The sequence below is a fragment of the Paraplanobispora siamensis genome (assembly GCF_016863175.1).
Classification (GTDB): Bacteria; Actinomycetota; Actinomycetes; order Streptosporangiales; family Streptosporangiaceae; genus Planobispora; species Planobispora siamensis.
In genome coordinates this window covers 187,636-213,176 of the sequence record NZ_BOOJ01000040.1, presented here as the reverse complement: position 1 = coordinate 213,176, position 25,541 = coordinate 187,636, and the positions used below count along the sequence as shown (strand labels likewise).

General features: G+C 71.4%; 22 protein-coding genes. 3 read left to right on the top strand and 19 right to left on the bottom strand.

Features of this window, described 5'->3' with window-relative positions; translation table 11 throughout:
* Positions 1–332: 332 nt before the first annotated feature.
* Positions 333–1,592 (bottom strand): tyrosine--tRNA ligase, encoded by a 1,260-nt coding sequence (gene tyrS / locus Psi01_RS25060; protein ID WP_204066530.1) that lies wholly within the window; start codon positions 1,590–1,592, stop codon positions 333–335.
* Positions 1,593–1,746: 154 nt separating this feature from the next.
* Here tyrS and Psi01_RS25055 point away from each other — a divergent pair, with 154 nt between their 5' ends.
* Complete coding sequence (locus Psi01_RS25055; RefSeq protein ID WP_204066529.1) at positions 1,747–2,904, top strand: DNA glycosylase AlkZ-like family protein; 1,158 nt, start codon at positions 1,747–1,749, stop codon at positions 2,902–2,904.
* A 134-nt stretch (positions 2,905–3,038) separates the two neighbouring features.
* On the opposite strand, the gene Psi01_RS25050 is transcribed toward Psi01_RS25055, so the two are convergent.
* From Psi01_RS25050 to argC, 9 genes are all read right to left on the bottom strand, one after another.
* Positions 3,039–3,785, bottom strand: a complete 747-nt coding sequence (locus Psi01_RS25050; RefSeq protein WP_204066528.1) for a DNA-3-methyladenine glycosylase — start codon at positions 3,783–3,785, stop codon at positions 3,039–3,041.
* Positions 3,767–5,185, bottom strand: a complete 1,419-nt coding sequence (gene argH, locus Psi01_RS25045; RefSeq protein ID WP_204066527.1) for an argininosuccinate lyase — start codon at positions 5,183–5,185, stop codon at positions 3,767–3,769. The genes Psi01_RS25050 and argH overlap by 19 nt, the downstream gene beginning before the upstream one ends.
* A 91-nt stretch (positions 5,186–5,276) precedes the next feature.
* Entirely contained in the window at positions 5,277–6,473 is a 1,197-nt protein-coding gene (locus tag Psi01_RS25040; RefSeq protein ID WP_204066526.1) for an argininosuccinate synthase, read from the bottom strand.
* A gap of 65 nt (positions 6,474–6,538) precedes the next feature.
* Positions 6,539–7,033, bottom strand: a complete 495-nt coding sequence (locus tag Psi01_RS25035) for an arginine repressor (RefSeq protein WP_204066548.1) — start codon at positions 7,031–7,033, stop codon at positions 6,539–6,541.
* Between the two features lie 5 nt (positions 7,034–7,038).
* The gene (gene argF, locus Psi01_RS25030; protein ID WP_204066525.1) at positions 7,039–7,968 is read right to left on the bottom strand and encodes an ornithine carbamoyltransferase; all 930 of its coding nucleotides are present in this window, start codon (positions 7,966–7,968) and stop codon (positions 7,039–7,041) included.
* A complete protein-coding gene (locus Psi01_RS25025; RefSeq protein ID WP_239128007.1) occupies positions 7,961–9,109 on the bottom strand; it encodes an acetylornithine transaminase in 1,149 nt (382 codons plus the stop codon). Before Psi01_RS25025 ends, argF begins: the two co-directional genes overlap by 8 nt.
* A 29-nt stretch (positions 9,110–9,138) precedes the next feature.
* The gene (gene argB, locus Psi01_RS25020; protein ID WP_204066523.1) at positions 9,139–10,131 is read right to left on the bottom strand and encodes an acetylglutamate kinase; all 993 of its coding nucleotides are present in this window, start codon (positions 10,129–10,131) and stop codon (positions 9,139–9,141) included.
* Positions 10,128–11,282: a bifunctional glutamate N-acetyltransferase/amino-acid acetyltransferase ArgJ gene (gene argJ / locus Psi01_RS25015; RefSeq protein WP_204066522.1), complete on the bottom strand. Its 1,155-nt coding sequence runs from the start codon at positions 11,280–11,282 to the stop codon at positions 10,128–10,130. The genes argB and argJ overlap by 4 nt, the downstream gene beginning before the upstream one ends.
* Positions 11,279–12,301 (bottom strand): N-acetyl-gamma-glutamyl-phosphate reductase, encoded by a 1,023-nt coding sequence (gene argC, locus Psi01_RS25010; RefSeq protein ID WP_204066521.1) that lies wholly within the window; start codon positions 12,299–12,301, stop codon positions 11,279–11,281. Before argC ends, argJ begins: the two co-directional genes overlap by 4 nt.
* A gap of 266 nt (positions 12,302–12,567) precedes the next feature.
* Here argC and Psi01_RS25005 point away from each other — a divergent pair, with 266 nt between their 5' ends.
* Together Psi01_RS25005 and Psi01_RS25000 are read left to right on the top strand one after the other, a co-directional pair.
* Complete coding sequence (locus Psi01_RS25005) at positions 12,568–14,229, top strand: class I adenylate-forming enzyme family protein (RefSeq protein ID WP_204066520.1); 1,662 nt, start codon at positions 12,568–12,570, stop codon at positions 14,227–14,229.
* A gap of 109 nt (positions 14,230–14,338) precedes the next feature.
* Complete coding sequence (locus Psi01_RS25000) at positions 14,339–15,604, top strand: MFS transporter (RefSeq protein WP_239127999.1); 1,266 nt, start codon at positions 14,339–14,341, stop codon at positions 15,602–15,604.
* A 134-nt stretch (positions 15,605–15,738) separates the two neighbouring features.
* Here Psi01_RS25000 and Psi01_RS24995 read toward each other — a convergent pair whose 3' ends face one another.
* The 9 genes from Psi01_RS24995 to infC all read right to left on the bottom strand — a co-directional run bounded on the left by Psi01_RS24995 (position 15,739) and on the right by infC (position 25,299).
* Positions 15,739–17,586 carry an RCC1 domain-containing protein gene (locus tag Psi01_RS24995; protein ID WP_204066519.1) on the bottom strand — a complete coding sequence of 616 codons (1,848 nt, stop codon included), beginning with the start codon at positions 17,584–17,586 and terminating at the stop codon, positions 15,739–15,741.
* Positions 17,587–17,789: 203 nt separating this feature from the next.
* On the bottom strand, positions 17,790–18,035 hold the full coding sequence (locus Psi01_RS24990; RefSeq protein WP_204066518.1) for a hypothetical protein: 246 nt from the start codon (positions 18,033–18,035) through the stop codon (positions 17,790–17,792).
* Between the two features lie 84 nt (positions 18,036–18,119).
* Complete coding sequence (pheT, locus tag Psi01_RS24985; RefSeq protein WP_204066517.1) at positions 18,120–20,636, bottom strand: phenylalanine--tRNA ligase subunit beta; 2,517 nt, start codon at positions 20,634–20,636, stop codon at positions 18,120–18,122.
* Entirely contained in the window at positions 20,636–21,676 is a 1,041-nt protein-coding gene (pheS, locus tag Psi01_RS24980) for a phenylalanine--tRNA ligase subunit alpha (RefSeq protein WP_239128006.1), read from the bottom strand. The genes pheT and pheS overlap by 1 nt, the downstream gene beginning before the upstream one ends.
* A gap of 182 nt (positions 21,677–21,858) precedes the next feature.
* Positions 21,859–22,941, bottom strand: coding sequence for a sensor histidine kinase (locus tag Psi01_RS24975; RefSeq protein ID WP_204066515.1), 1,083 nt, complete (start codon positions 22,939–22,941; stop codon positions 21,859–21,861).
* A 51-nt stretch (positions 22,942–22,992) separates the two neighbouring features.
* Complete coding sequence (locus tag Psi01_RS24970) at positions 22,993–23,826, bottom strand: TrmH family RNA methyltransferase (protein WP_204066514.1); 834 nt, start codon at positions 23,824–23,826, stop codon at positions 22,993–22,995.
* Between the two features lie 130 nt (positions 23,827–23,956).
* Complete coding sequence (gene rplT / locus Psi01_RS24965; protein WP_203878766.1) at positions 23,957–24,340, bottom strand: 50S ribosomal protein L20; 384 nt, start codon at positions 24,338–24,340, stop codon at positions 23,957–23,959.
* 22 nt (positions 24,341–24,362) lie between these two features.
* A complete protein-coding gene (rpmI, locus tag Psi01_RS24960) occupies positions 24,363–24,557 on the bottom strand; it encodes a 50S ribosomal protein L35 (protein ID WP_204066513.1) in 195 nt (64 codons plus the stop codon).
* A 130-nt stretch (positions 24,558–24,687) separates the two neighbouring features.
* Positions 24,688–25,299 carry a translation initiation factor IF-3 gene (gene infC / locus Psi01_RS24955; protein ID WP_275424598.1) on the bottom strand — a complete coding sequence of 204 codons (612 nt, stop codon included), beginning with the start codon at positions 25,297–25,299 and terminating at the stop codon, positions 24,688–24,690.
* Positions 25,300–25,541: the final 242 nt, after the last annotated feature.

The window sequence follows — 25,541 nt, the reverse complement described above, 5'->3', positions numbered from 1 at the left end:
CCCTCTAAACTTACCGTGCCATCCGGCCCGTGTCCAATCAACCGATTTTCCGGTCGACATGCACAGGGGACGAACACCAAGGTTCGTTCGTGAGAGGGGGCTGGCCCTGGGGCCCGTCCGCCATGAGGCGTCCGGCTCGCTCCCGGGCACTGAAAACCATAAGCCGCCTGCGAACCGCCGTCAAATCAACCGCCATGATCGAAAGCCCAGGTCAGCCCGGATTCCCCTGCGAGACGGCCGTTCTCCGCTATCAGAACGTTATCCCCGCAACGACGAACGCCCCGGCCGCAGCCGGGGCGTTCACGTGCCGGTCGATCAGCCGGCGCCGCAGGTCAGACGACTTCGACGGCACCGAACGTCTTGCCGCGACGCAGCACCAGGTACCGGCCGTGCAGGAGGTCCTCCTGCGTCGGCGCATACGCCTCGTCGGTGACCTTGACGTTGTTGAGGTAGGCGCCGCCCTCCTTGACCGCGCGGCGGGCGGCGGACTTGGAGTCCACCAGACCGCTCTCGGCGAGCAGGTCCACGAACGGCGCGCCAAGCCCGGGCACCTCCGCGCGCGGCACCTCGGCCAGGGCCGCCCCGAGCGTGTGGGCCGGCAGCTCCTGCAGCGACCCGCGACCGAACAGCGCGGCCGAGGCCGCGATCACCGCGGCGCACTCCTCCGCCCCGTGCAGCAGCGTGGTCAGCTCCTCAGCCAGCGCGCGCTGCGCCTCGCGGGCGAAGGGCCGCTCGGCCACGGACTTCTCCAGCGCCTCGATCTCCTCGTGGGACTTGAAGCTGTAGATCTTCAGGAACTTCACCACGTCGCGGTCGTCGGCGTTCAGCCAGAACTGGTAGAACGCGTACGGCGAGGTCATCTCCGGGTTGAGCCAGACGGCGCCGCCCGCGGTCTTGCCGAACTTGGTGCCGTCGGCCTTGGTGATCAGCGGCACGGTCAGCGCGTGCACGTGGTCACCGGTCACCCGGCGGACCAGGTCGGTGCCCGCGGTGATGTTGCCCCACTGGTCGCTGCCGCCGATCTGCAGCGAGCACCCGTGCCGCCTGTACAGCTCCAGGTAGTCGTTGGCCTGCAGGATCTGGTAGCTGAACTCGGTGTAGCTGAGCCCCTCACCAGCCAGGCGCGCCGAGACCGACTCGCGGGCCAGCATGCGGTTGACCGGGAAGTGCTTGCCGACATCGCGCAGGAACTCGATCGCGGACATGCCCTCGGTCCAGTCGAGGTTGCTGACCATGAGCCCGCGCTCCGGGTGGGACAGGTCCAGGAACCGCTCCACCTGCACCCGGATGCGCGCGACCCACTCGGCCACGACCTCGGCGGAGTTGAGCGAACGCTCGGTGCTGCGGCCGCTGGGGTCACCGATCAGACCGGTGGCGCCGCCCACCAGGCCGATGGCGCGGTGCCCGGCCCGCTGGATCCGGGCCAGGGTCAGCAGCGGCACCAGGTTGCCCACGTGCAGGGAGGGCGCGGTCGGGTCGAAGCCGCAATAGACCGTGATCGGACCCTCGGCCATCTTCGCCCGCAGGGCGTCGATGTCGGTGGACTGCGCGATCAGCCCGCGCCAGGCGAGGTCATCCAGAATGTCGGTCACGATTCTTGCTTTCCAATGTTCTCGAGGGTCTTGTACGGCTTCGCGGTACAGCCTGCCCGATTCCGGCATCGTTGCGCCACTCGAAACCGCCCCCGGCGCACGGGAAAGGGCCGTGACAGCGGAAAAACGATCTGGTACGGCTGGGCCGGACGGCATGACGATCGGAGTGGTGCTGATGAGCGGTGTGGTCACCGTGGACAGGGCTCGCTGGCTGGGCTTCAGATGGCGACGGCACGGCCTGGCCGGCCGGTCCGGCGAGGACGTGCTCGACGATCTGCTGTTGCTGGGGGTGCAGGACAGCCGACAGGCCGGCGCCAAGCAGTCGCTGATCCAGCGCGCGGACGGCATCCCCACGGACGGCACCCGCGCAGACGACACCCGCGCGGACGCCGCCGGGACGACGAGCGTCGCGGACGCCGTCTCCCCGCAGGGTCCCCTGGTGAGCATGTGGTCCGTACGCGGGGCGCCGCACGTCCATCGCCCGGCCCACCTGGACTTCGTGCGCGACGCGCTCGCCCCCCGGGAGTCGGACGACGGCGGGGCCGACTACGTCCGGGCGGTCGAGGCGGTGGCCGCCGCGCTGGGCGCCGTGGTGACCGCTCCCATGTCGAAGTCGGAGGCGAGCACCCTGGTGACAGGTCGCGTACCGGCCTCGGTCGTGGAGTGGTGTCCGCCCTGCGAGGCGAACCACGTTCCCGACGGGTTGTTCCGCGCGGCCGGGCGTCAGGCGCGGATCGTCCTCGGTCCCGGAGAGCAGCGCACGACCATGCTGTACCCGCCTCCCGAGCACCGGCAGGAGAAGATCGACCATCCGCGTACGGCGTTGCTGGACGCCTACTTCCGGGTGAACGGCCCCACCGGCAAGACCGTGTTCCGCGACTGGATGGGCGGCGACGTCGCTGCCGCCACCGGCCTGTGGCGGGAACGGGCCGACGACCTGGTCCGGGTCCAGGTCGGCGACCGGCGCTGCGATCTGCCCGAGGCGCTCCTCGACGCGGTGCGGGAGGCGCCCGAACCCGAGGGGGTCGTCCTCCTCCCGCCGAACGATCCCTACCTGCGCCAGGTCGACCGGACCCTGCTCGTCCCGGACGGCGACCGGCGCCGGCAGGTGTGGCGGGCCCTCTCCGGGCCGGGGGCGCTGCTCGTCGACGGCGAGGTGGCCGGCATCTGGCGCTACCGCCGTACCGAACACCGGCTGACGATCACCGCCTTCGACTCCCTGTCGTCCGCGCGGCGTGCGGAGGCCGAGCGGAGCGCCCGTCTCGTCGCCGAGGCGACCGGCGACGACCCGCCGGACGTCATCTGGGACTGAGCCTGGGACCGGACGCCCGCCGTACAGGCCCCCGCCGTACGGGCCCCCGCCGTACGGGCCCGCGCAGACCAACGGCCATCCGTAACCGGATGCCCAGTGTGACGGTCCCGGCCCATGTCGCGTCGTCACGGCCGTCAGGTCCGGCGGCGCGGGACGTGCGGCCGGTACGGCGAGACCGTGGGGTCATCGGCGATCCAGAACCGCCAGGGCGTCTCCTTGCCCGCCGAGACCCCGGTGCGCGGCCCCGACCTGATCAGGCCCGCCTCGGGAGGCTGTCCTTCCAGGACGGCCACCGCCTCAGATCCGGACCGCTCCGGCTCGCCGTACGAACCGTTCCCGATCGCCTCCGCCCCATCGGGCGGGCAGGCGTCGATCCCGTTGTGCTCGCGGGTGAAGCCGAGCGCCACGGCCAGGCGCGCCGGTCCGCGCGCCAGGTCCCTGGCGGGGACGGTACGGCCGGCGCCCGTGCTCCGGCGCGCCGTGGCGGTCTCGGCCCCGGCGACCACCTCACCGGCCCGCAGCAGCACCCCCGAGCCGACCCCGTCGGGAAGGCAGACCAGGTTCGCGCAGAAGTGCATGCCGTAGGTGAAGTAGACGTACACGTGACCGGGCGGCCCGAACATCACCGCGTTGCGCGGCGTGAGCCCGCGGTAGGTGTGGGCAGCCGGGTCCTCCCCCGGCAGGCCGTACGCCTCGACCTCGGTCAGCCGCACCGCGACGGGCCCGTGCACGATCACCCGGCCCAGCAGGTCCGGGGCGACCTCGTGCGCGGGCCGGTCGAAGAAGGACCGGGGCAACCGGGCGGGCCCGCCGAGCCCGGTCACGGGGACCGGCTCAGCGGCCCCGGCCCCCTCCTGCGGCCTCAGTTCCCGCTCGCCCATGCGGCCTGGCCGTCGACGACCTCCCGCAGGGCGGTCAGCTGGTCGCGGACCCGGTCGGGGGCCGTGCCGCCGTGGGCCTTGCGGGCCGCCAGCGCGCCCGGCACCGACAGGACCTCGCGCGTGTCCGGGGTGAAGTGCGGCGAGATCTTCACGAGCTCGTCGTCGGTGAGCTCGTCGAAGTCCTTGTCGTTGACCTGGCACCAGACCACCAGGTGGCCGACCGCCTCGTGGGCCTCGCGGAACGGCACGCCCCGGCGGACCAGCAGCTCGGCCAGGTCGGTGGCGAGGGCGAACCCGTCGGGCGCCGAGGCCTCCAGCTTGGCGGTGTTGACCCGCATGGTGGCGACCAGGCCGGCCATCGCCGGGAGCACCAGCAGCAGGGTGTCGACGGAGTCGAACACCGGCTCCTTGTCCTCCTGCAGGTCGCGGTTGTAGGTCAGCGGCAGGCCCTTGAGCGTCGTCAGCAGCGACATGAGGTTGCCGATGAGGCGGCCGCTCTTGCCGCGGGCGAGCTCGGCGACGTCGGGGTTCTTCTTCTGCGGCATGATCGACGAGCCGGTGGAGTAGGCGTCGTCCATCTCGATCCAGCGGAACTCCTGCGAGGCCCACAGGACGATCTCCTCGCCCAGCCGCGACAGGTGGGTGCCGATCATCGCCGCGCAGAACAGGAACTCGGCGGCGAAGTCGCGGTCGGCGACGGCGTCCATCGAGTTCGGGGCCGCGGAGTCGAAGCCGAGCTCGGCGGCGACGGCCTGCGGGTCCAGCGGGAGCGAGGAGCCCGCCAGCGCGCCGGAGCCGAGCGGGGAGACCGCCGCCCGCCTGTCCCAGTCGCGCAGCCGGTCGATGTCGCGGGCGAAGGCGTGCACGTGCGCCAGGAGCTGGTGGCCGAAGGAGACCGGCTGGGCGTGCTGCAGGTGGGTCATGCCGGGGGCGGCCGTCTCGGCGTGCTCCTCGGCCTGGCTCATCAGCGCCGTCTCCAGCTCCACCAGCCGGGACACGATGTGCCGGACGTGGTCGCGCAGGTACAGCCGCAGGTCGGTGGCGATCTGGTCGTTCCTGGACCGGCCGGCGCGGAGCTTGCCGCCGAGCGTGCCCAGGCGTTCCAGCAGGCCGCGCTCAAGTGCGGTGTGCACGTCCTCGTCGGCCACGGTCGGCCGGAACTCGCCCGCCTTGCAGGCCCGCTCCAGGTCGTCCAGAGCGCCGATCATGCGCTCCAGCTCCTCCTGCGTGAGCAGTCCCGCGCGGTGCAGCACCCGGGCGTGCGCGCGCGAGGCCAGCAGGTCGTACGGCACCAGCCGCCAGTCGAAGTGCACGCTCACCGAGAGCCTGGTCAGCGCGTCGGCCGGACCCCCCTCGAACCGGCCGCCCCACAGCCGCATCGGCTTGCCACCATCAGTCACCGTCGTTCTCCCTCCCAGTTCAATCCGCGACCCTACGGGATGTCCGACCGGCCCGCCCTCCGGCGTGCTGGTCGCGGGCATCCCCACCCGTTCAGACCCGCCGGTCACGTGCGGCCGCGATCTTCGACGGCAGGCTCCACAGCTCGACGAAGCCCTTGGCCAGCGACTGGTCGAAGGTGTCGCCGGTGTCGTAGGTGGCGAGGTTGAAGTCGTACAGCGACGCCTCCGAGCGCCGGCCGGTGACCGTGGCGCGGCCGCCGTGCAGGGTCATCCGGATCTCGCCGGTGACGTGCTCCTGGGCCTCGGCGATGAAGACGTCCAGCGCCTTCTTCAGCGGGGAGAACCACAGGCCGTCGTAGACGAGCTCGCCCCAGCGCTGGTCCACCGACCGCTTGAAGCGGGCCAGATCGCGCTCGACGGTGACGTTCTCCAGCTCCATGTGCGCGGTGATCAGCGCGATGGCGCCGGGCGCCTCGTAGACCTCGCGCGACTTGATGCCGACGAGCCGGTCCTCGACCATGTCGAGCCGGCCCACGCCCTGGGCGCCGGCGCGCCGGTTCAGCTCGGAGATGATCTGGAAGGGGGTCAGCGCCCGCCCGTCCAGCGCCGTCGGGACGCCCTTGACGAAGCTGATGATCACCTCGTCGGCCTCGCGGGGCTCGGCCGGGTCGGCGGTGTAGGCGTAGACGTCCTCGATGGGGCCGTTCCAGATGTCCTCCAGGAATCCGGTCTCGACGGCCCGGCCCCAGATGTTCGCGTCGATCGAGTAGGGGTTCTTCTTGCTGGTCTCGATCGGGAGGTTCTTCTCCTCGGCGTAGGCGATGGCCTTGTCCCGGGTCCACGCGTAGTCGCGGGCGGGGGCGATGACCTTCAGCTCGGGGAAGAGCGCGGCCAGGCCGGCCTCGAAGCGGACCTGGTCGTTGCCCTTGCCGGTGCAGCCGTGCGAGACGTGCGTGCCGCCGAACTCCTTGGCCGCGGCCGCCAGATGCTTGACGATCAACGGCCGGGACAGCGCGGAGACCAGCGGGTAGCGGTCCATGTAGAGGGCGTTGGCCTGCAGCGCGGGCACGCAGAAGTCGGCGGCGAACTCCTCGCGCGCGTCGACGACGACGGACTCGACGGCACCGCAGTCGACGGCCCGCTTGCGGATGACCTCCATGTCCTCGCCGCCCTGGCCGACGTCGACGGCCACGGCGATGACCTCGGCGCCGGTTTTCTCGGCGAGGAAGGGGATGGCAACTGAGGTGTCTAGGCCCCCGGAGTAGGCGAGGACAACCCGGTCAGTCATGATCTTTGCTCCAAAGTCTTCGTTCGTTCGAGGGGCTGCGCCGGGGTCGGCCCGCGGGTGGCGGGCTAACTGCGTCGGTCGGCCAGGCGCAGCAGAGCCTCGGCCACGACGGCCCCGCCCGTCGGGTCGCGGCTGATGACGAGGATCGTGTCGTCGCCGGCCACCGTGCCGAGGATGGACTCCCAGTCGGCGTGGTCGATGGCCGAGGCGAGGAACTGCGCGGCTCCCGGCGGGGTGCGCACGATCACCAGGTTGGCCGACGCCTCGGCTGAGACGAGCAGTTCCTCGGCCAGACGGCCGAGCCTGGCCGCGGGGGTCTCCCCGCCGCCGAGCCGGGCCAGCGGTATGCGGCCACCGCCCTCTCCGGGAAGGGCGTAGACCAGGGAGCCGTCCTCCGCCCGGAGCTTGAGCGCTCCGAGCTCGTCCAGATCACGTGAGAGGGTGGCCTGGGTGACCTCGACCCCGCTCTCGGCCAGCAGCTTGGCCAGTTCCGGCTGGGACCGGACGGGCCGGCGCTGCAGCAGCTCGGCGATCCGTGCCTGGCGGGCCACCTTGGTCATGGGGATCACGACGACTCTCCCGCCGACGCCAGCCAGTGCAATAGGGCCTTCTGGGCGTGCAGACGGTTCTCCGCCTGGTCCCACACGAGGCTCTGCGGGCCGTCGATGACGTCGGCGGTGATCTCCAGACCGCGGTAGGCGGGCAGGCAGTGCAGCACGATCGCACCGGGCGCGGCGGCCGCCATCACCCCGGCGTTCACCTGGTACGGCATGAGCGCGGCGACCCGCTCGTCCTTGCCGTCCTGGCCCATGGACACCCAGGTGTCGGTGGTGACCACCTCGGCTCCGGCCGCGGCCGCCGCCGGGTCGTCGACCACCGAGACCTCGGCGCCCGTCTGCGCGCCGATCTCGGCGGCCCGGGCCAGCACCGCCGGGTCGGGCCGGTAGCCCTCCGGGGCGCAGATCCGCACGTTCATCCCGGCGGTGGCCCCGCCCAGGAGGTACGAGTGGGCCATGTTGTTGGCGCCGTCGCCGTAGTAGGCCAGCGTCAGCCCGGCGGTCCCGCCGAAGCGTTCACGGACGGTCTGCAGGTCGGCGAGGATCTGGCAGGGGTGGTAGGAGTCGGTGAGGGCGTTGACCACAGGGACGGAGGAGGTTGCGGCCATGGCCTCGATCCTCTCTTGTCCGCCGGTCCGCCACACGATTGCCGCGACCTGGCGCTCCAGGACTCGGGCGGTGTCCTCGATCGACTCGCCCCGGCCCATCTGCGAGGAGCCCGCGTCGAGCACCAGCGGGAGGCCGCCGAGCTCGCCGATGCCGACGCTGAAGGAGACGCGGGTCCGGGTGGAGTGCTTGTCGAACAGCACGGCGACGGTCCTGGGCCCCTCGAAGGGCCGGTAGCCGAACCGGTCCTTCTTCATCGCCTGCGCCAGGTCGAGCACCTCGGCCTGCTCGGCGGGGGTCAGGTCGTCGTCCTTGAGGAAGTGTCTAGTCACGGGAGGCCTCGTCGAGGATCGCGGGGAGCGCGGCCACGAACGTCGCGACCTGCTCGGAGGTGATGGTCAGCGGCGGCGCGAGCCGTACCGCGTCGGGCTGGAGGGCGTTGACCAGGAAACCGGCCCGCTGGGCCGCGGCCTGGACCTGGGCGGAGCGGGCGGAGGTCAGCACGATCGCCCGCCACAGGCCCCGGCCGCGCACGCCGCCCAGCAGCGGGTGGTCGACGGCGGCGATGCCGTCGGCGAGCTCGGCGCCGACCGTGCGGACGTGCTCCAGCAGGCCGTCGTTCTCGATGGTGCCGAGTACGGCGAGCGCGGCGGCGGCCGAGACGGGGTTGCCGCCGAAGGTGGAGCCGTGGTCGCCCTTGGCGAAGATCGTGCCGGCCGGGCCGAAGCCGACGCAGGCGCCGATCGGCATGCCGCCGCCCAGGCCCTTGGCCAGGGTCAGGATGTCGGGCAGCACGCCCTCGTGCTGGTGGGCGAACCAGTGGCCGGTCCTGCCGATCGCGGACTGGATCTCGTCGGCGACCAGCAGCGCCCCGGCGGCGGTGCAGATCTCCCTGGCGGCGCGGAAGTAGCCGTCCGGCGGGGGCACGACCCCGGCCTCACCCTGGGTGGGCTCCAGGAAGACGGCGGCGCACTCGTCGGTGACGGCGTTCTTGAGCGCGTCGGCGTCGCCGTACGGCACGAAGCGCACGTCGACCGGGAACGGGCCGAACTGGTCGCGGATCGAGGGCTTGCCGGTCAGCGAGAGCGCACCCATGGTCCGGCCGTGGAAGGCGTTCTCGGCGGCGACGAAGTAGGTCCTGCCGGTGGTCTTGCCGTACTTCAGCGCCAGTTTGAAGGCGCACTCGTTGGCCTCGGTGCCGGAGTTGGCGAGGAAGACCCGGCCCTGCCCGCCGAGCAGGCCGAGCAGGCGCTCGGCGAGCAGCACCTCGGGCTCGTGCAGGAACAGGTTGCTGGTGTGCGCGATGGTGGCGACCTGCCGGGAGACGGCCTCGACGAGCGCGGGGTGGGCGTGGCCCAGGGAGCTGACCGCGATGCCGCCGATCATGTCGAGATAGCGGTTGCCGTCGACGTCCCAGACCTCGCAGCCCTCACCGCGGGCCAGCGCCACCGGGGGCACGCCGTAGTTGGGCATGAACGCGGCTTCGAACCGGTCGTACAGGCTCACGTGTCGCTCCCCTTCAGCTTGATGGTGGCGGTCAGCCTGCGCTTGACCAGTTCGGGTACGGCGGCCGCCGGGGCGGTGGCGGACTCGTCGGGCAGCACCATGGTGCCGATGCCCTCGTCGGTGAAGATCTCCAGCAGTACGGCGTGCGGCATCCGGCCGTCGAGCACGTGGGCCTGGGGCACGCCGCCCTGCACGGCGTTGAGGCACGCCTCCATCTTGGGCACCATGCCGCTGGACAGGCCGGGCAGGAGGTGCTCCAGCTCGCCGGCGGTGAGGCGGCTGATGACCTCGTCGCTCTCGGGCCAGTTGCGGTACAGGCCCTCGACGTCGGTCAGGACGATCAGCTTGGACGCCTGCAGCGCCACGGCCAGCGCGGCGGCGGCGGTGTCGGCGTTGACGTTGTAGACGGTGCCGTCCTCGCCGCGGGCGACCGAGGAGACGACGGGGATGCGCCCGTCGTCCAGCAGCGCCTGCACGGCCCCGGCCTCGACCCGGACGATCTCTCCGACCTGGCCGATGTCCACCCGCTCTCCGTCGACGACCGCGTGCTTGCGGACGGCGGTGAACAGGTGGGCGTCCTCACCGGACATGCCGACGGCCAGCGGGCCGTGCCGGTTGATCAGGCCGACCACGTCGCGGTTGACCTGGCCGACCAGGACCATCCTGACGACCTGCATGGCCTCGGGGGTGGTGACCCGCAGGCCGGCGGTGAAGGTGGACTCGATGCCCAGCCGGTCGAGCTGGGCGTTGATCTGCGGGCCGCCGCCGTGCACGATGACGGGCTTGAGCCCGGCGTAGCGCAGGAAGACGACGTCGTCGGCGAACTTCTCCCGCAGGTGCTCCTCGGTCATCGCGTTGCCGCCGTACTTGATGACGACGGTGGCGCCCTGGAAGCGGGCCAGCCACGGCAGGGCCTCGATCAGGGTGGTGGCTTTGGAGAGGGCCCCGTTGATCCTCGTTCCACCGGCGCTCGTTCCGCTGGCGCTCATGACGAGTACGCCGAGTTCTCGTGGACGTAGGCCGCGGTGAGGTCGGTGGTGTGGATCGTCGCCGTGTGCGGTCCCGCCGACAGGTCGACGGTGATCGTCACGTCGCGGGGGCGCAGGTCCACCTTGGAGCGGTCGTCGCCGGCCGCGCCGCCCCGGCAGATCCACACGCCGTTGATGGCCACGTTGAGCCGGTCGCTCTCGAAGACGGCGTCGGTGGTGCCCACCGCCGACAGCACCCGGCCCCAGTTGGGGTCCTCGCCGTGGATGGCGCACTTGAGCAGGTTCGAGCGGGAGACGGCGCGGCCGACGGTGACGGCGTCCTCCTCGGAGGCGGCGCCGACGACCTCGATGGCGATGGCCTTGGAGGCGCCCTCGGCGTCCACCAGGAGCTGGCGGGCCAGATCGGCGCAGACCTCGGTGATCTTCTTCTCGAACTCGGCGAGGTCCGGGACGACGCCGGAGGCGCCGCTGGCCAGCAGCAGCACGGTGTCGTTGGTGGACATGCAGCCGTCGGAGTCGAGCCGGTCGAAGGTGACCCGCGTCGCCTTGCGGAGCACCGCGTCGAGCTGCTCGGAGGTCAGCTCCGCGTCGGTGGTGATCACGCAGAGCATGGTGGCCAGCGCCGGGGCGAGCATGCCCGCGCCCTTGGCCATGCCGCCGACCATGTAGCCGCCCTCGCCCCGCTTGAAGGAGATCTTCGAGACGGTGTCGGTGGTGCGGATGGCGTCGGCGGCGGCCAGGCCGCCGTCCCGGCTGAGCTGGGAGGCGGCGATGTCGACCCCGTCGAGCAGGGTGTCGATCGGCAGCCGCTCGCCGATCAGGCCGGTGGAGCAGACCGCGATCTCGCCGGCCGAGTCCTCCAGCACGTCGGCGACCTTCTCGGCGGTGGCGTGGGTGTCCTGGAAGCCCACCGGGCCGGTGCAGGCGTTGGCGCCGCCGGAGTTGAGGACGACCGCGCGGACCCGGCCCCCGGCCAGCACCTGCTGGGACCACAGGACGGGGGCGGCCTTGACGCGGTTGGCGGTGAAGACGCCGGCCGCCGCGCGGGAGGGGCCGTCGTTGACGACGAGGGCCAGGTCGCGGGCTCCGGCGGCCTTGATGCCGGCGGCGATGCCCGCGGCCCGGAAGCCGAGGGGGGCGGTCACGCTCATGGGGCGACTCCGTTGACGGGAAGACCGAGCTCTTCTGGCAGGCCGAGGGCGAGGTTGGCGCTCTGGATCGCGCCTCCCGCGGTGCCCTTGGTCAGGTTGTCGATGGCGACGACGGCGACGACACGTCCGGCGCGCTCGTCCAGGGCGACCTGGAGGGCGGCGGTGTTGGCGCCGAGGGTCATGGAGGTGGCCGGCCAGTGCCCCTCGGGCAGCAGGCGCAGGAACGGCTCGTCCTTGACGGCGGCCTCGTAGGCCTCGCGCAGGGCCGCGGCGGTCAGGCCCGGCGTGGCGGGGGCCGTGCAGGTGGCCAGGATGCCGCGGCTCATCGGGGCCAGCGTCGGGGTGAAGGAGACCTTCACCGGTCCTCCGGCCACGGCCGCCAGGTTCTGCTCCATCTCCGGGGTGTGGCGGTGCACGCCGCCGACGCCGTAGGCGCTGACGGAGCCCATGACCTCGCTGCCCAGCAGGTTCGGCTTGAGGGAGCGGCCCGCTCCGCTGGTGCCGCTGGCGGCGACCACGACCACGTCGGGCTCGGCCAGGCCGGCGCCGAAGGCGGGGAACAGGGCCAGGGTGACGGCGGTGGGATAGCAGCCGGGGACGGCGATCCTGCGGGTCCGGCGCAGCGCCTCGCGCTGGCCGGGCAGCTCGGGCAGGCCGTACGGCCAGGTGCCGGCGTGCGCGCCGCCGTAGAAGTGCTCCCAGGCGGCGGGGTCGGACAGGCGGAAGTCGGCGCCGCAGTCGACGATCAAGGTGTCGTCGCCGAGTTGCCCGGCGATCTCGGCGGACTGGCCGTGCGGGAGCGCGAGGAAGACCAGATCATGACCGCTCAGAGTCCCTGCGGTGGTGTCCTGCAGGATACGGTCGGCCAGAGGGGCCAGGTGGGGCTGGTGCCCGCCGAGCGCGGTGCCCGCGCTGGAGCCGGCGGTCAGGGCGCCGATCTCGATCTCGGGGTGGGACAGCAGCAGACGCAGGAGCTCACCCCCGGCGTAGCCGCTGGCGCCGGCGATGGCGGCTCTCATCCGTCCTCCCATGTCTGCATATTCATGCGTTGTCGCTCATAAGATTTCTAGAGAGATTATGCATGCGCCGGGATCTTCATGCAAACGAGGATATACCGGAGGGGTGAATGCTTCCCCGGTGACGGCGGGGGCGGACGGCACGGCGGAGCACAGAGCCGCGCATGGTCATACAGCGTGATGTTTCGTGATATTTCAGCCCTGTTGCACGTACCTACCGGTCGGTATCGTGACGTTTCCGGTCCTTCCACACCCGGGGAGTAGAACGCATGACTGTCACTCATGACCAGGTCCAGGCCCAGCTCACCGGCCCCGGACAGCTTTTCGAGATGGAGGAGGTCCCGGGCCACGGCGGCACGGTCAGGACCTGGAAGCACGCGCCCGTGCACTTCCGGGCCCTCCTCGAGATCAGCCGGTTCCACGGTGACAAGGTCTTCCTGGCCTACGAGGACGAGCACATCACCTACGAGGAACACTTCCGCCGGGCGGCCACGCTGGCGCGGCGGCTGGTGGAGGAGTACGGCGTGGGCAAGGGCGACCGGGTCGCCATCGCCATGCGCAACTACCCCGAGTGGGTCGTCTCCTTCTCCGCGGTGCTGGCCGCCGGGGCGATCGCCGTACCGCTCAACGCCTGGTGGACCCAGCAGGAGCTGGAGTTCGGGCTGTCGGACTCCGGGGCCAAGGTGCTCATCGCCGACGGCGAGCGCGCCGCCAAGCTGGCCACGGCCGGCCCGGCCCTGATCGTGACGCGCGGCGAGGTCCCCGAGGGCGCCCGGTCGTTCCAGGACGTGCTGGGCGAGGTGGCGGCGGACGTGACGCTGCCGGACGTGGAGCTCTCCCCCGACGACCCGGCGACCATCTTCTACACCTCCGGCACCACCGGCGTGCCCAAGGGCGCGCTCGGCAGCCACCGCAACCTCGGCCAGTCCCCCATGACCGTGGCCTACAGCCTGCTGCGCGCCGTGGTCAGGGCCGGCAAGGACCCGGGCGAGGCCGCCGGCCAGCGCCGCGTCACCCTGCTGACCGTGCCGCTGTTCCACGTCACCGGCTGCTTCGCGGTGATGACCACCACGATGTTCAGCGGCGGCGGCCTGGTGCTGATGTACAAGTGGGACGCCGGGCGGGCCCTGGAGCTGATCGAGCGCGAGAAGGTCACCGTGTTCAGCGGCGTGCCCACCAACGTGTGGCAGCTGCTGTCCCACCCCGACCTGGACAAGTACGACGTCTCCAGCCTCGCCTCCCTGGGCTACGGCGGCGCCCCCGCCCCGCCCAAGCTGCTGGAGCGCATCACCGAGCAGCTGCCCAGCCGGGCGCCCTCCAACGGCTACGGCATGACCGAGACCACCGCGCTGGCGATCAACAACAGCGGCTCGGACTATCTGGCCAAGCCCGACAGCATCGGCCTGCCGATGCCCGTGGTCGACGTCAAGATCGCCGACCCGACGGGACAGGAGCTGCCCGCCGGAGAGGTCGGCGAGCTGTGCATGCGCGGCCCGAACGTGATCCTGGGCTACTGGAACCGCCCCGAGGCCACCGCCGAGACCATCGTCGGCGGCTGGCTGCACACCGGCGACCTGGCCCGCATGGACGAGGAGGGCTTCGTCTACATCGTGGACCGGGCCAAGGACATGGTCATCCGCGGCGGCGAGAACGTCTACTGCGCCGAGGTGGAGGCCGCCCTGTTCGAGCACCCGGCGGTGGACGACGCAGCGGTGATCGGCATCCCGCACGACGAGCTGGGCGAGGAGGTCGGCGCGGTGGTCCGGCTGAAGGCCCCGGCCACCCCCGAGGAGCTGCAGGCGTTCCTGCGCGAGCGGATCGCGGCGTTCAAGGTGCCGGTCAGGTTCTGGATCCGCGAGGCGGAGCTGCCCCGCAACCCCGGTGGCAAGATCCTCAAGACGCACCTGCGCAAGGAGGTCCTCGGCGCCTGAGCCGGGTCCGGCCCGCCCGATATTGGTTTGCTTTCGGGCGGGCCGCCACCGAAACTAGCTGTTCGTGCCCGAAAATCCTGATCGTTCGTTCAGGTCCCTGCTCCGCCGTATGCGAATGGACCTGAGCCCCCTGCGCGACTCCCGTGACTTCCGGCTGCTGTTCGGCTCGGGGGTGATCGGGATGTTCGGGACATTCCTCACCGTGGTCGCGGTCCCGCTGCAGATGAAGCAGCTGACCAACTCGCCCCTGGCGGTCGGCCTGGTCAGCGCGGCCGAGTTCGTGCCGATGGTGGTCTGCGGCCTGTGGGGCGGCGCCATCGCGGACGCGCTGGACCGGCGGAAGATCATCCTCTACACCGAGGTGGGCCTCTGCCTCACGGTCGCGATCCTGCTGGTCAACGCGCTGCTGCCGAACCCCCAGATCTGGGTCCTGTACGTGGTCGGCGCGCTGTCGGCCGGTCTGGGCAGCCTGCAGCGGCCCAGCCTCGAATCCCTGATGCCCCGGGTCGTGCGGCACGACCAGCTCACCGCGGCCGCCGCGCTCAGCAGCTTCCGCTGGAACCTCGGCGCCATCGTCGCCCCCGGCCTCAGCGGCCTGATCGCCGCCTCGTACGGCGTGGCGACCGCCTACGCGATCAACGTGGTCACCTTCCTGGCCTCGCTGGTCCTGCTCTGGCTGGTGAAGGCCCCGCCGCAGGCCGAGGACGCTCCCCCGGCCTCGCTCAGCGCGCTGGCCGACGGCGTGCGCTACGCCGTGCGCCGCCCCGACCTGATGGGCACCTACCTGGTGGACATCGCCGCGATGGTCTTCGCCTACGCCGTGGCGCTCTATCCGTTCCTGGCCGACCAACTCGGCGCCACCCACGCCCTGGGCCTGTTCTACTCCGCCGCCGCCGTCGGCTCGCTGATCGCCTCGGTCACCTCCGGCTGGACCACCCACGTCCACCGGCACGGCCTGGGCGTGATCGTCGCCGCTCTCGTGTGGGGCCTGGCCGTGGCGCTGGCCGCCCTCATGCCGAACATGTGGGGCGTCCTGGCCTGCTTCGCGCTGGCGGGCGCCGCCGACATGATCAGCGGCGTCTTCCGGGCCACCATCTGGAACCAGACCATCCCCGACGAGTACCGTGGCCGTCTGGCCGGGATCGAGCTGCTGTCCTACACCAGCGGCCCGATGCTGGGCAACGCCCGCGCCGGCCTGATGGACCACCTGGGCGGCACCCGCTTCTCCCTGGGCGCCGGAGGCCTGCTGTGCGTCGGCGCGGTCACCGCCCTGGCCGGCCTCCTGCCGAAGTTCCGCACCTACGACGCCCGCACCGACGAGCACGCCGTCCGCGAACGCACCCGCCGCGAGGAACTCGCCCAGGCCACGGCCTGAACGAGGCTCACCGGTGAAGTACGTACCCACGGTCGCCGATCGGGATCCGCCACGAGGCCCTAAAGACGTCCGTCCCCTTCGATGTCGACATCGAAGGGGACGGGTCGACCTGCTCTGACAGAGCGCCCGGCCGGTCAGCGGATGATGTGGACGGCAGCCCGGACGATGTCGGCCTGCGTGGCGTCACCGGCCGGGGCCGCCGAGACGGCGACCTGCTTGACCGATCCGATCTCGATGTCGGGAGAGATCAGCATCTGGATGCGGATCCGCCGGTGCGCGCCGGGTGCCAGCTTGACGCGCAGACCGGAGTCCGAGCGCAGGGCGGCGGTGACGTTGCTGCGGCCCTCGTGGTAGCGGACCCGGACACCGGACGGCGCGGCGCCGCCCTTGACGGTGATGGTGGCCCTGGAGGTGCCGTCGTTGGCGATGCGGACGTAGAAGGTGCGCAGGCTGACGGGCCGACGACCGAGGGCGACGGCACCGCCGTGCCCGGCGATGCCGATGTCGCGGTGCACGGTGGCCGTCGCGGTCTGGGCCGCGGCCGAAGTGCGACCGTAGACGTTGTCACCGGCGTAGCCCGAACCGCTGGTCCTGATCAGGGTGTCGGCCTTGACCGGGACCTTGGGAGCCTTCGGCGCCTTGGGAGTGGTGGAGGTTGCCGGTGGGGTGGGCGCTTCCGGTTCGGCGAGTGGGTCGTTGTCGGTGATGGTGACGGTCAGCGTGGTTTGCGGATCCAGTTGTGTACCCGCACTGGGCGCCGACAGGGTGATGGTGAACGTCTCATCGCCTTCGTTCCCGTCGTCGTCGATGACGGTCAAGCCGATGTCGGTGGTGACTTGGCCTGGGGCGAAGGACAGTGTGCCCGGTGAGAGGGTGACGTCGGAGCCGTCGGCGGTGCCGCCGGTAACCGCGTAGTCGACCGTGGAAGCGAGAGCGGTTGCAGTGCGGGTGACTGACACCTGCACGGCGCCGACGTCCTCGGCGAACGTCGTGCTCGCCTGCGCGAACCCGACCGAGGGCCGCAACACCGCAATACTGTGACGATGTCCGGTGGCGATGTGGGTGACACCGGTCAGGCCGGGCGGCACGGTGACCTGACCGAACGTGTTGTCGCCCCAGGCCACGACGGTGCCGTCACTCTTCAGCGCCATACTGTGGTCGTCGCCGACGGCGATCTGGACCACGTCGGTCAGGCCGGGCGGCACGGTCGCCTGACCTGCGAGATTGTCGCCCCAGGCCACGACGGTGCCGTCATTCCTCAGCGCCAGACTGTGAAGATATCCGGCGGCGATGCGGGTGACACCGGTCAGGCCGGGCGGCACAGTGACCTGACCGGCGGCATTGAGACCCCAGGCCACGACGGTGCCGTCATTCTTCAACGCCAGACTGTGGTGGGCGCCGACGGCGATCTGGATCACGTCGGTCAGGCCGGGCGGTACAGTGGCCTGGCCGTGATAGCTGTTACCCCAGGCCACGACGGTGCCATCATTCTTCAACGCCAAAGTATGGACGTACCCAGCAGCGATCTGAGTCACGTCGGTCAGGCCGGGCGGTACAGTGGCCTGAACGAACGTGTTGTCGCCCCAGGCCACGACGGTGCCGTCATTCTTCAGCGCCATACTGTGCGCGTTGCCGGCGGCGATCTGGACCACGTCGGCCAGGCCGGGCGGCGCGGTGGCCTGACCGGCGGAATTGAGACCCCAGGCCACGACGGTGCCATCGTTCTTCAGCGCCAGAGTATGGGCATACCCAGCAGCGGTCTGGGTCACATCGGTCAGGCCAGGTGGCACATCGCTCTGCCCTCGGTCATTGTCGCCCCAGGCCACGACGGTGCTGTCGGCGACGGCCGAGGCCGGGGTCGCGGTCAACGGGATCAGGACGGCCAGGCTGGTCAGCAGGGCGGTCAGCAGGGCGGGGATCCGCAGCCGGGCGCTCGTACGGCGTGGGCCGGAGGGTTCCGGGCCCCTCTGTGAAGTGTTCATCGATGCTTCCGTGCAGTCGTGACAGGGACGGCGACGACCTGTCGGCGATGCTGCGGAAGGTCGGCCATCTCTTCGCATCGTCCGGATCACGGCCGACATGAGGAAGCACTGCGTGGGAGACGGCGATCCGGCACCGCGCCTCCTCGCGGACCCGGAAGCCTTCGATGATCAGACGGGGCACGGAACCCGAGACGGGGCCGGGCTCACTCGGTCTCGCGCCAGCCGTCGTATTCCTCGGCGAGCTCGTCCAGACCGGCCAGTTCCTCCCGGGACAGGGCGCCGTCGGGGTCCTCGACGACCACGACCCACTGGGCGTCCTCGGCGTCGTCCTCGCCCGCCAGGGTCTCCCGCACCACGGCGGGCGCCTCCAGCTCGGGGAGCCGGTCGGCCACCGCCTCGGCGACCTCCTCGGCGTCGTCGCGACCGGCGAACACCAGCAGGTGCCTCATCTCGTCCTTCCTCTCGTCCTGTGTCGTGCATCGGGGTAGGGAAAGGCCCCGGCGGTCATGCCGCCGGGGCCTCGTCCGTGGTGCTCAGGCGCCGCGGAGCTGGGCGCCGGTGCGCTCGGCGGCCAGGGCCACGGCGGCCTCGCGGGCCGCGGTGGTCTCCTCGACCGTCAGCGTGCGGTCCGGCGCCCGGAAGCGCAGCGTATAGGCCAGGGACTTGTTGCCCTCGCCGACCTGCGCGCCGGTGTAGACGTCGAACAGCCGCAGGGACTCCAGCAGCTCGCCCGCGCCCTCGCGCAGCGCCGCCTCGACCTCGGCGACCGGGACGTCCGCGCCGACGATCAGCGCGACGTCCTGGGTGGCGACCGGGTAGGCGGAGACCGGCGGGGTCTGCGCCGGGCCGGGCAGCACGGCCTCCAGGCGGGTCAGCTCCAGCTCCATCGCGCAGGTGCGCGGCGGCAGGCCGTACGCCTCGATGACGCGCGGGTGCAGCTCGCCGGCGTGGCCGACCAGGGTGTCCCCGGCGTACAGCGCGGCGCAGCGGCCCGGGTGCCAGGGCTCGTGCCGGTCGGCGCGGACCGTCAGCTCGACGCCCGCCTCGCGGGCGACCGTGCGGGCCGCCTCGACGGCGTCGGCCCAGGTGGCCGGGCGGCCCTTGCCCCACCAGCCGGAGCGCTCGAACTCGCCGGCCAGCACCACGGCCACCCGCCGGGGCTGGTCGGGCAGTGCGGCCTCGATCGAGGCCAGCTCCTCCGCAGTCGGACGGCGGTCCACGCCGAGCACCGGGGCCTGCGCGGGCGCGTCCGGCGCCGGCCGGTAGACCAGGCCGGTCTCGAACAGCGCCACATCGCCGAATCCGCGGCCCACGTTGCGCACCAGGATCTTCAGCAGGCCCGGCAGCAGCGTGGTGCGCATCAGCGGCTCGTCCTCGCTGAGCGGGTTCGCCAGCCGTACGGCGCGGCGGCGGGCGTCGTCGGCGGGCAGCTGCAGGTTGTCGAAGTCGCGCTCGCCGACGAACGGGTAGGCGAGGACCTCGACGTAGCCGGCGCCGGCCAGCGCCCGGCCGACCCGGCGGCGCAGCCGCTGGCCCTCGGTGAGCCCGGCCCCGGCCGGCGCCGCGGGCAGGGTCGAGGGCAGGTTCTCGTAGCCCTCGAGCCGGATGACCTCCTCGGCGAGGTCGTTGGGGTCGGTCAGGTCGGGCCGCCAGGAGGGCGGGGTGACCGTCAGCATGTCGTCGCCGGTCACCGCGAGCAGGACGGCCATCTCGTCGGCCGGGGCGACGGCGCCGCTCTCGACGGTGCAGCCGACCTGCTCCAGGCGGCGGACCACGGTCTCGCGGTCGTAGTGCGTCCCGGCGACCTTGCCGGGGTGGTCGCTGGGGATGGAGATGCGGACCGGCTCGGCCGGGACGTCGACGTGGGTGACGCCCGGCTGGACGGTGCCGCCGCCCAGCTCGGTCAGGAGCCGCACCGCGCGCCAGGAGGCGTACAGCGGCAGCTCCCGGTCCACGCCCCGCTCGAAGCGCTTGGAGGCCTCGCTGACCAGGTTGTGGCGGCGGGACATGCGCGCGATCCCGCTGGCCGAGAAGTGCGCGGCCTCGATGACGATCTCGGTGGAGTCGTCGGAGATCTCGGTGTGCAGGCCGCCCATGGTGCCGGCCATGGAGATCGCGCCGGACCCGTCTGTGATCAGGACGTCCTCGGGGTTGAGGGAGCGCACGACGTGGTCGAGCGTCTCCAGGGTCTCCCCCGGCTGCGCCCGGCGCACCACGATCTCGCCGGTCAGCTTGGTGGCGTCGAAGGCGTGCAGCGGCTGGCCCAGCTCCAGCATCACGTAGTTGGTGACGTCGACGGCCAGCGAGACCGGGCGCATGCCGGCGCGCGTCAGCCTGGCCCGCAGCCAGAACGGGCTCGGCGCGTGCGGGTCGAAGCCGCTGATGCTGCGCAGCACGAAGCGGTCGCACGCCGTCGGGTCGGCGATCGAGGCCGGGTGGGACGGCTGGGACTCGGCCGGCGGGGAGACGTCGGCCGGGTCGCGGAACGGCACCTCGAAGGCGGTGGCGACCTCGCGGGCCACGCCCCGGATGGACAGCGCGTAGCCGATGTCCGGGGTGATCTCCAGCTCGATGACGTCCTCGCGCAGGCCGAGCAGCTCGACCACGTCGGCGCCGATGGGCGTGCCCTCGGGCAGCACCATGATGCCGGAGTGGTCGTCGCCCAGGCCCAGCTCGCGCTCGGAGCAGATCATGCCCTCGGACATGCGCCCGTAGGTCTTGCGCGCGCCGACCTCAAAGCCGCCGGGCAGCACGCCGCCGGGCAGCACGACCGGCACCCGGTCACCGGCGACGAAGTTGGTCGCGCCGCACACGATCTGGCGCGGGGCGGCCTCGCCCACCTCTACCTGACAGTGCCGGATGGGCTTCTTGAAGCCCTCCAGTTCCTCGATGGAGAGCACCTCGCCGACGACGACGTTCTTGACGTCGTGGCCGTAGGAGGTGACGGCCTCCAGCTTGAGGCCGGCGGCGGTGAGCTTGTCGGCGATCTCGTGGGCGGTGACGGCGGGGAGATCGACATACTCCCGCAGCCATGAAAGCGGGACCTTCATCAGACCTCCATTCCGAACGGGAGCGTGAAGCGGACGTCTCCCTCGACCATGTCGCGCATGTCCTCGGCGTTGTGGCGGAACATCAGCGTGCGCTCGATGCCCATGCCGAAGGCGAAGCCGGAGTAACGCGCCGGGTCGACGCCGCAGGCGATGAGCACGCGCGGGTTGACCATGCCGCAGCCGCCCCACTCGATCCAGCCCTCGGACTTGCAGGTACGGCACGGCGGGTTGCCGGGCACGACCGAGGCGCCGCGGCACACGAAGCACTTCAGGTCCATCTCGGCCGACGGCTCGGTGAACGGGAAGTAGTTCGGCCGGAACCGGGTGGTGATGCCCTCGCCGAACATGACCTCGGCGAAACGGTCCAGCGTGCCCTTGAGGTGGGCCATCGTCAGGCCCTCGTCGATCGCCAGGCCCTCGACCTGGTGGAAGACCGGGGTGTGGGTGGCGTCGAGCTCGTCGGTGCGGAACACCTTGCCGGGCGAGATCACGTAGACCGGCAGCTCACGGCCGAGCAGGGCGCGGATCTGCACCGGCGAGGTCTGGGTGCGCAGCACCTTGCCGGAGTCGACGGACTCCACGAAGAAGGTGTCGTGGTCGGAGCGCGCCGGGTGGTCGGGCGAGATGTTCAGCGCGTCGAAGTTGAACCACTCGCCTTCCAGCTCGGGCCCCTCGGCCACCTCGTAGCCCATCGCGACGAAGGCGTCGGCGATGCGCTCCTGCAGCGTGGTCAGCGGGTGCCGGGCGCCGCGCGGGACGCGGTCCCAGGGCAGCGTGACGTCGACGGTCTCCTCGACCAGGACGCGCTCGTCGCGCTCGGCCTCCAGCTGGACCTGGCGTTCGGCGAGCGCGTCGGCGATGGCCTTGCGGGCGCCGCCGACGCGTTTGCCCGCCTCGGCGCGGGCCGCCGGGGGCAGCGCGCCGATCTCACGGTTGGCCAGGGCGATCGGCGAGCGGTCACCGGCGTGCGCGAGCCGTACCTGCTTCAGTTCGTCGAGGTCGCGCGCCGCCTTGATGGCGTCGAGCGCGTCGGCCTGCATGCGCGCCACCTCGTCGGCGTGCAGCGGCGTCACCTCGACCGGGTCGTAGTTAGACAAGAGAGAGCTCCGAATCCAGGGCCTAAGCGGCCATGAGTCTATCGTTGGGAAGACCGGGCCGGGCCTGGCGGATGCGGGGGCGCGGCCGGTGATGCGCGAAGGAGCCCACCGGGCCGGCGTTCGCCTCAGGCGAAGTCAGGGGTGCCGGTGGGCAGCATAAATCGGAACTCGGCCCCGCCCTCGGGGCCGCGCTGCACGGAGATCGTGCCGCCGTGGGCCTCGATCAGGCCCTTGACGATGAACAGGCCGAGCCCGGTGCCGCCGCGGCGGCGGGCGTTGCCCCGCCAGAACTGCCGGAACACGCGCGTGACCAGCTCGGGCGGGATGCCCTCACCCTGGTCGCGGACGGACACGGTCACTCCCCACTCGTTCGGCTCGACGACTATTGTCACCGTACCCCGTCCGTGACGCACCGCGTTTTCCATGAGGTTGGACAGGACCTGATCGATCTTGTCCTGGTCGAGCCACGTCTCGGGCAGCTCGCCGCGCACCTCCAGCCGGAAGCGGCCCTCCGGCTCGCCGGCCGCGACCCGACCGGCGATGATCTTTCTGACCCGGGCCGGGATGTCGACGACCTGCCGGTGGATCTCCAGGCGCCCGGACTCGATGCGGGACACGTCGAGCAGCTCGGTGATCAGTCTGGTCACCCGGTCGGCGTCGGCGTTGACCGTCTCCAGCATGACGAGCTTCTGGTCGTCGGTGAAGCGGGTCCACTTGGCCAGCAGCGTCGCGGTGAACCCCTTGACGCTGGTCAGCGGGGAGCGGAGCTCGTGGGCGACGGTGGAGACCAGGTCGGCGCGACTGCGTTCCAGGCGGGCGCGGGCGCCGGCGTCGCGCATGGTGATGACCACCCGGACGACCTTCCCGCCCCGCTCGGGCTCGCGCACCAGCCGGGCGGCCAGGAGCATCTCGTGGCCGCCGGGGGTGCGCAGCGGGAGTTCGGGGTGGCGGGTGCGCGTCGGCAGGCCGCCGTAGGTGTCGAGCCACTTCCACCAGTCGCGGCCGTCCTGGTCGCGGAAGGAGAACACGTCGCGCACGTGCCGGCCGACGGCCTGCTCGCGGGTGACCCCGGTCAGGCGGGTGGCGGCCCGGTTGACCGCCAGCACGTGCCCGTCCCGGTCGGTCACCACCAGGCCGTCGGGGAGATCGTCCACATCGATCGCGCATACGGAGTCAGCGCTCCGCCCGTCGGTGTGTCCGTCGTGCACGACCCCGCCTCCTCGACGCTACAACGCCGACAATAGCGGGTTTTCCGTGTTCTACGGCAGCTTCGGAGCCGGGCTCTGGGCGCCCGCGGCCCGCTGGGATCGGGCAGATGCGTACAGACACACCGCGGCGGCCGTGGCCAGGTTGAGGCTCTCGGCACGCCCGTAGATCGGCACGCGGACGACGTCGTCGGCGAGCTCCAGGATCTCCTTCGGCAGCCCCCACGCCTCGTTGCCGAAGATCCACGCGGTCGGCCCGGACAGGTCGACGTCGTCCAGGGTGCGCTCGCCCGCGCCGTCGGCGGCCAGCACGCGCAGCCCGGCGTCCTTCAGCGCCCGTACGGCCTGCGTCACCGGGGCCCCGGTGACGACCGGGAGGTGGAACAGGCTGCCGGCGCTGGCCCGCACGCACTTTCCGTTGTAGGGGTCCACGGAGGCGTCGGTGAAGACGACCGCGTCGGCGCCCGCGGCGTCGGCCGCGCGCAGCACGGTGCCGGCGTTGCCGGGGTCGCGGACGTGCGCCAGGACGGCCACCAGGCGGGTCTCATCGGTGAGCGAGCGCTCCAGCGGCACGTGCACGAACCGGCACACGGCCAGCAGGCCCTGCGGGGTGACCGTCTGGGCGAGCTCGGCCATGACCTCGCCGCTGGCCCGGTGGACGGGGATCCCGGCGTCCCGGGCGGCGGCGACGATCTCGGCGTGCCGGCTCTCGGCCTCCGCCGTGGTGAACAGCTCGGTGACCACGTCGTCCAGCGCCAGGGCCTCGCGCACCGCCTGCGGCCCCTCGGCCAGGAAGGACCGGTCACGGTCGCGGAAGGCCCGCTTGGTCAGCCTGCGCGCGGCCTTGACCCGCGGCGACTTGATGTTGGTCAGTTCAGACCCCGCCATATCCGTCCTTCGAGAAGCCCAAGAATGCGAACGCGGCCCACAGCGTGATCGCTGTGGGCCGCGTGCCGTACGGAACCGGACCCGCCCGGATGCCGGCGCGCCCGCGCAGGTCCGCGGGCGCCCGGCGCGGTTACTGAGCGACCGGGGCGTTCACGTTGGCCGGGAGCGCCTTCTTGGCGGACTCGACCAGCGTGGCGAACGTGGCGGCGTCGTTGACGGCGAGGTCGGCCAGGATCTTGCGGTCGACGTGGATCTCCGCCAGGCGCAGGCCCTGGATGAGCCGGTTGTAGGTGATGCCGTTCTGACGGGCAGCGGCGTTGATGCGCTGGATCCACAGACGGCGGAAGGTGCCCTTGCGGTCCTTGCGGTCGCGGTAGGCGTAGGTCATCGAGTGGAGCATCTGCTCCTTGGCCTTGCGGTACAGACGCGACCGCTGGCCCCGGTAGCCGCTCGCCCGCTCGAGAACGACCCTGCGCTTCTTCTTGGCGTTGATCGCCCGCTTCACGCGTGCCATGTGTATCTATCTCCCCGGGTCGTTACTTAGCGAGCAGCTTCTTGATCTTCTTGGAGTCGGCGTCGGACAGCACGACCTCGGGCTTGAGACGGCGCGTCAGGGTGGACGACTTCCACTCGTTGTAGTGCGCGCGGTTGGCGCGGCGGCGCTTGATCTTGCCAGTACCGGTGAGCCGGAACCGCTTCTTCGCACCACTGTGCGTCTTCATCTTCGGCATCTCAGCCGTCTCTCCCTCGATCGTGCCGATGTCCCGGGCCGGTAACCCGAGTCAAGGGCATGCCTGACTGCGAGACCGGACCCGGTCTCGGATTCTTCTCGCGACTGCCTGAGCGTTCAGGCTATGCGAGTCACTCCTGCGGAGCGGACGCCTCGTCGGCCACAGCCGTCTCGACCGGCGTCTGACGCTCCGCGGACTCCTCGTCGCGCCGCGTCCTGGCCGCCGCCTTCTCGGCCTTGGCCTCGGCCTTCTTCTTGTGCGGCCCGATCACCATGATCATGTTTCGGCCGTCCTGCTTGGGCTGGGACTCCACGAAACCGAGGTCCGTGACGTCCTCCGCCAGCCGCTGCAGGAGCCGGAAGCCCAGCTCGGGACGGGACTGCTCCCGCCCGCGGAACATGATGGTGACCTTGACCTTGTCTCCCGCCTTGAGGAACCGCACCACGTGACCCTTCTTGGTCTCGTAGTCGTGCGGGTCGATCTTCGGCCGGAGCTTGATCTCCTTGATGATCGTGTACGCCTGGTTGCGACGCGCCTCGCGTGCCTTCATGGCGGACTCGTACTTGAACTTGCCGTAGTCCATGAGCTTGCACACGGGCGGGCGAGCTGTGGCCGCGACCTCCACGAGGTCGAGGTCGGCCTCCTGAGCCAGCTTCAGAGCATCGCCGATGGAGACGATGCCCACCTGTTCGCCGTTCGGGCCGACGAGGCGAACCTCGGGCACACGAATACGGTCGTTGATGCGGGGCTCGGCGCTGATGGGGCCTCCTAGGTTGCGATCCGCTGCCGCCCTTGGGGGCGGCTGCCACGTGCTCGATCGTGCCGGGAGGTCACACGCCGGTGCATCCGATAACCGGATGCGAAACGCGAATTGCCCCGCACGTCGCGCATGCGGGGCCACATGAGCTCACAACCTCGAAGCCGTAAGCTCCCCGGTTTCACCCGGTGTGATCCTTGACCTGCCGGCCGGGGGCCGACCAGGTG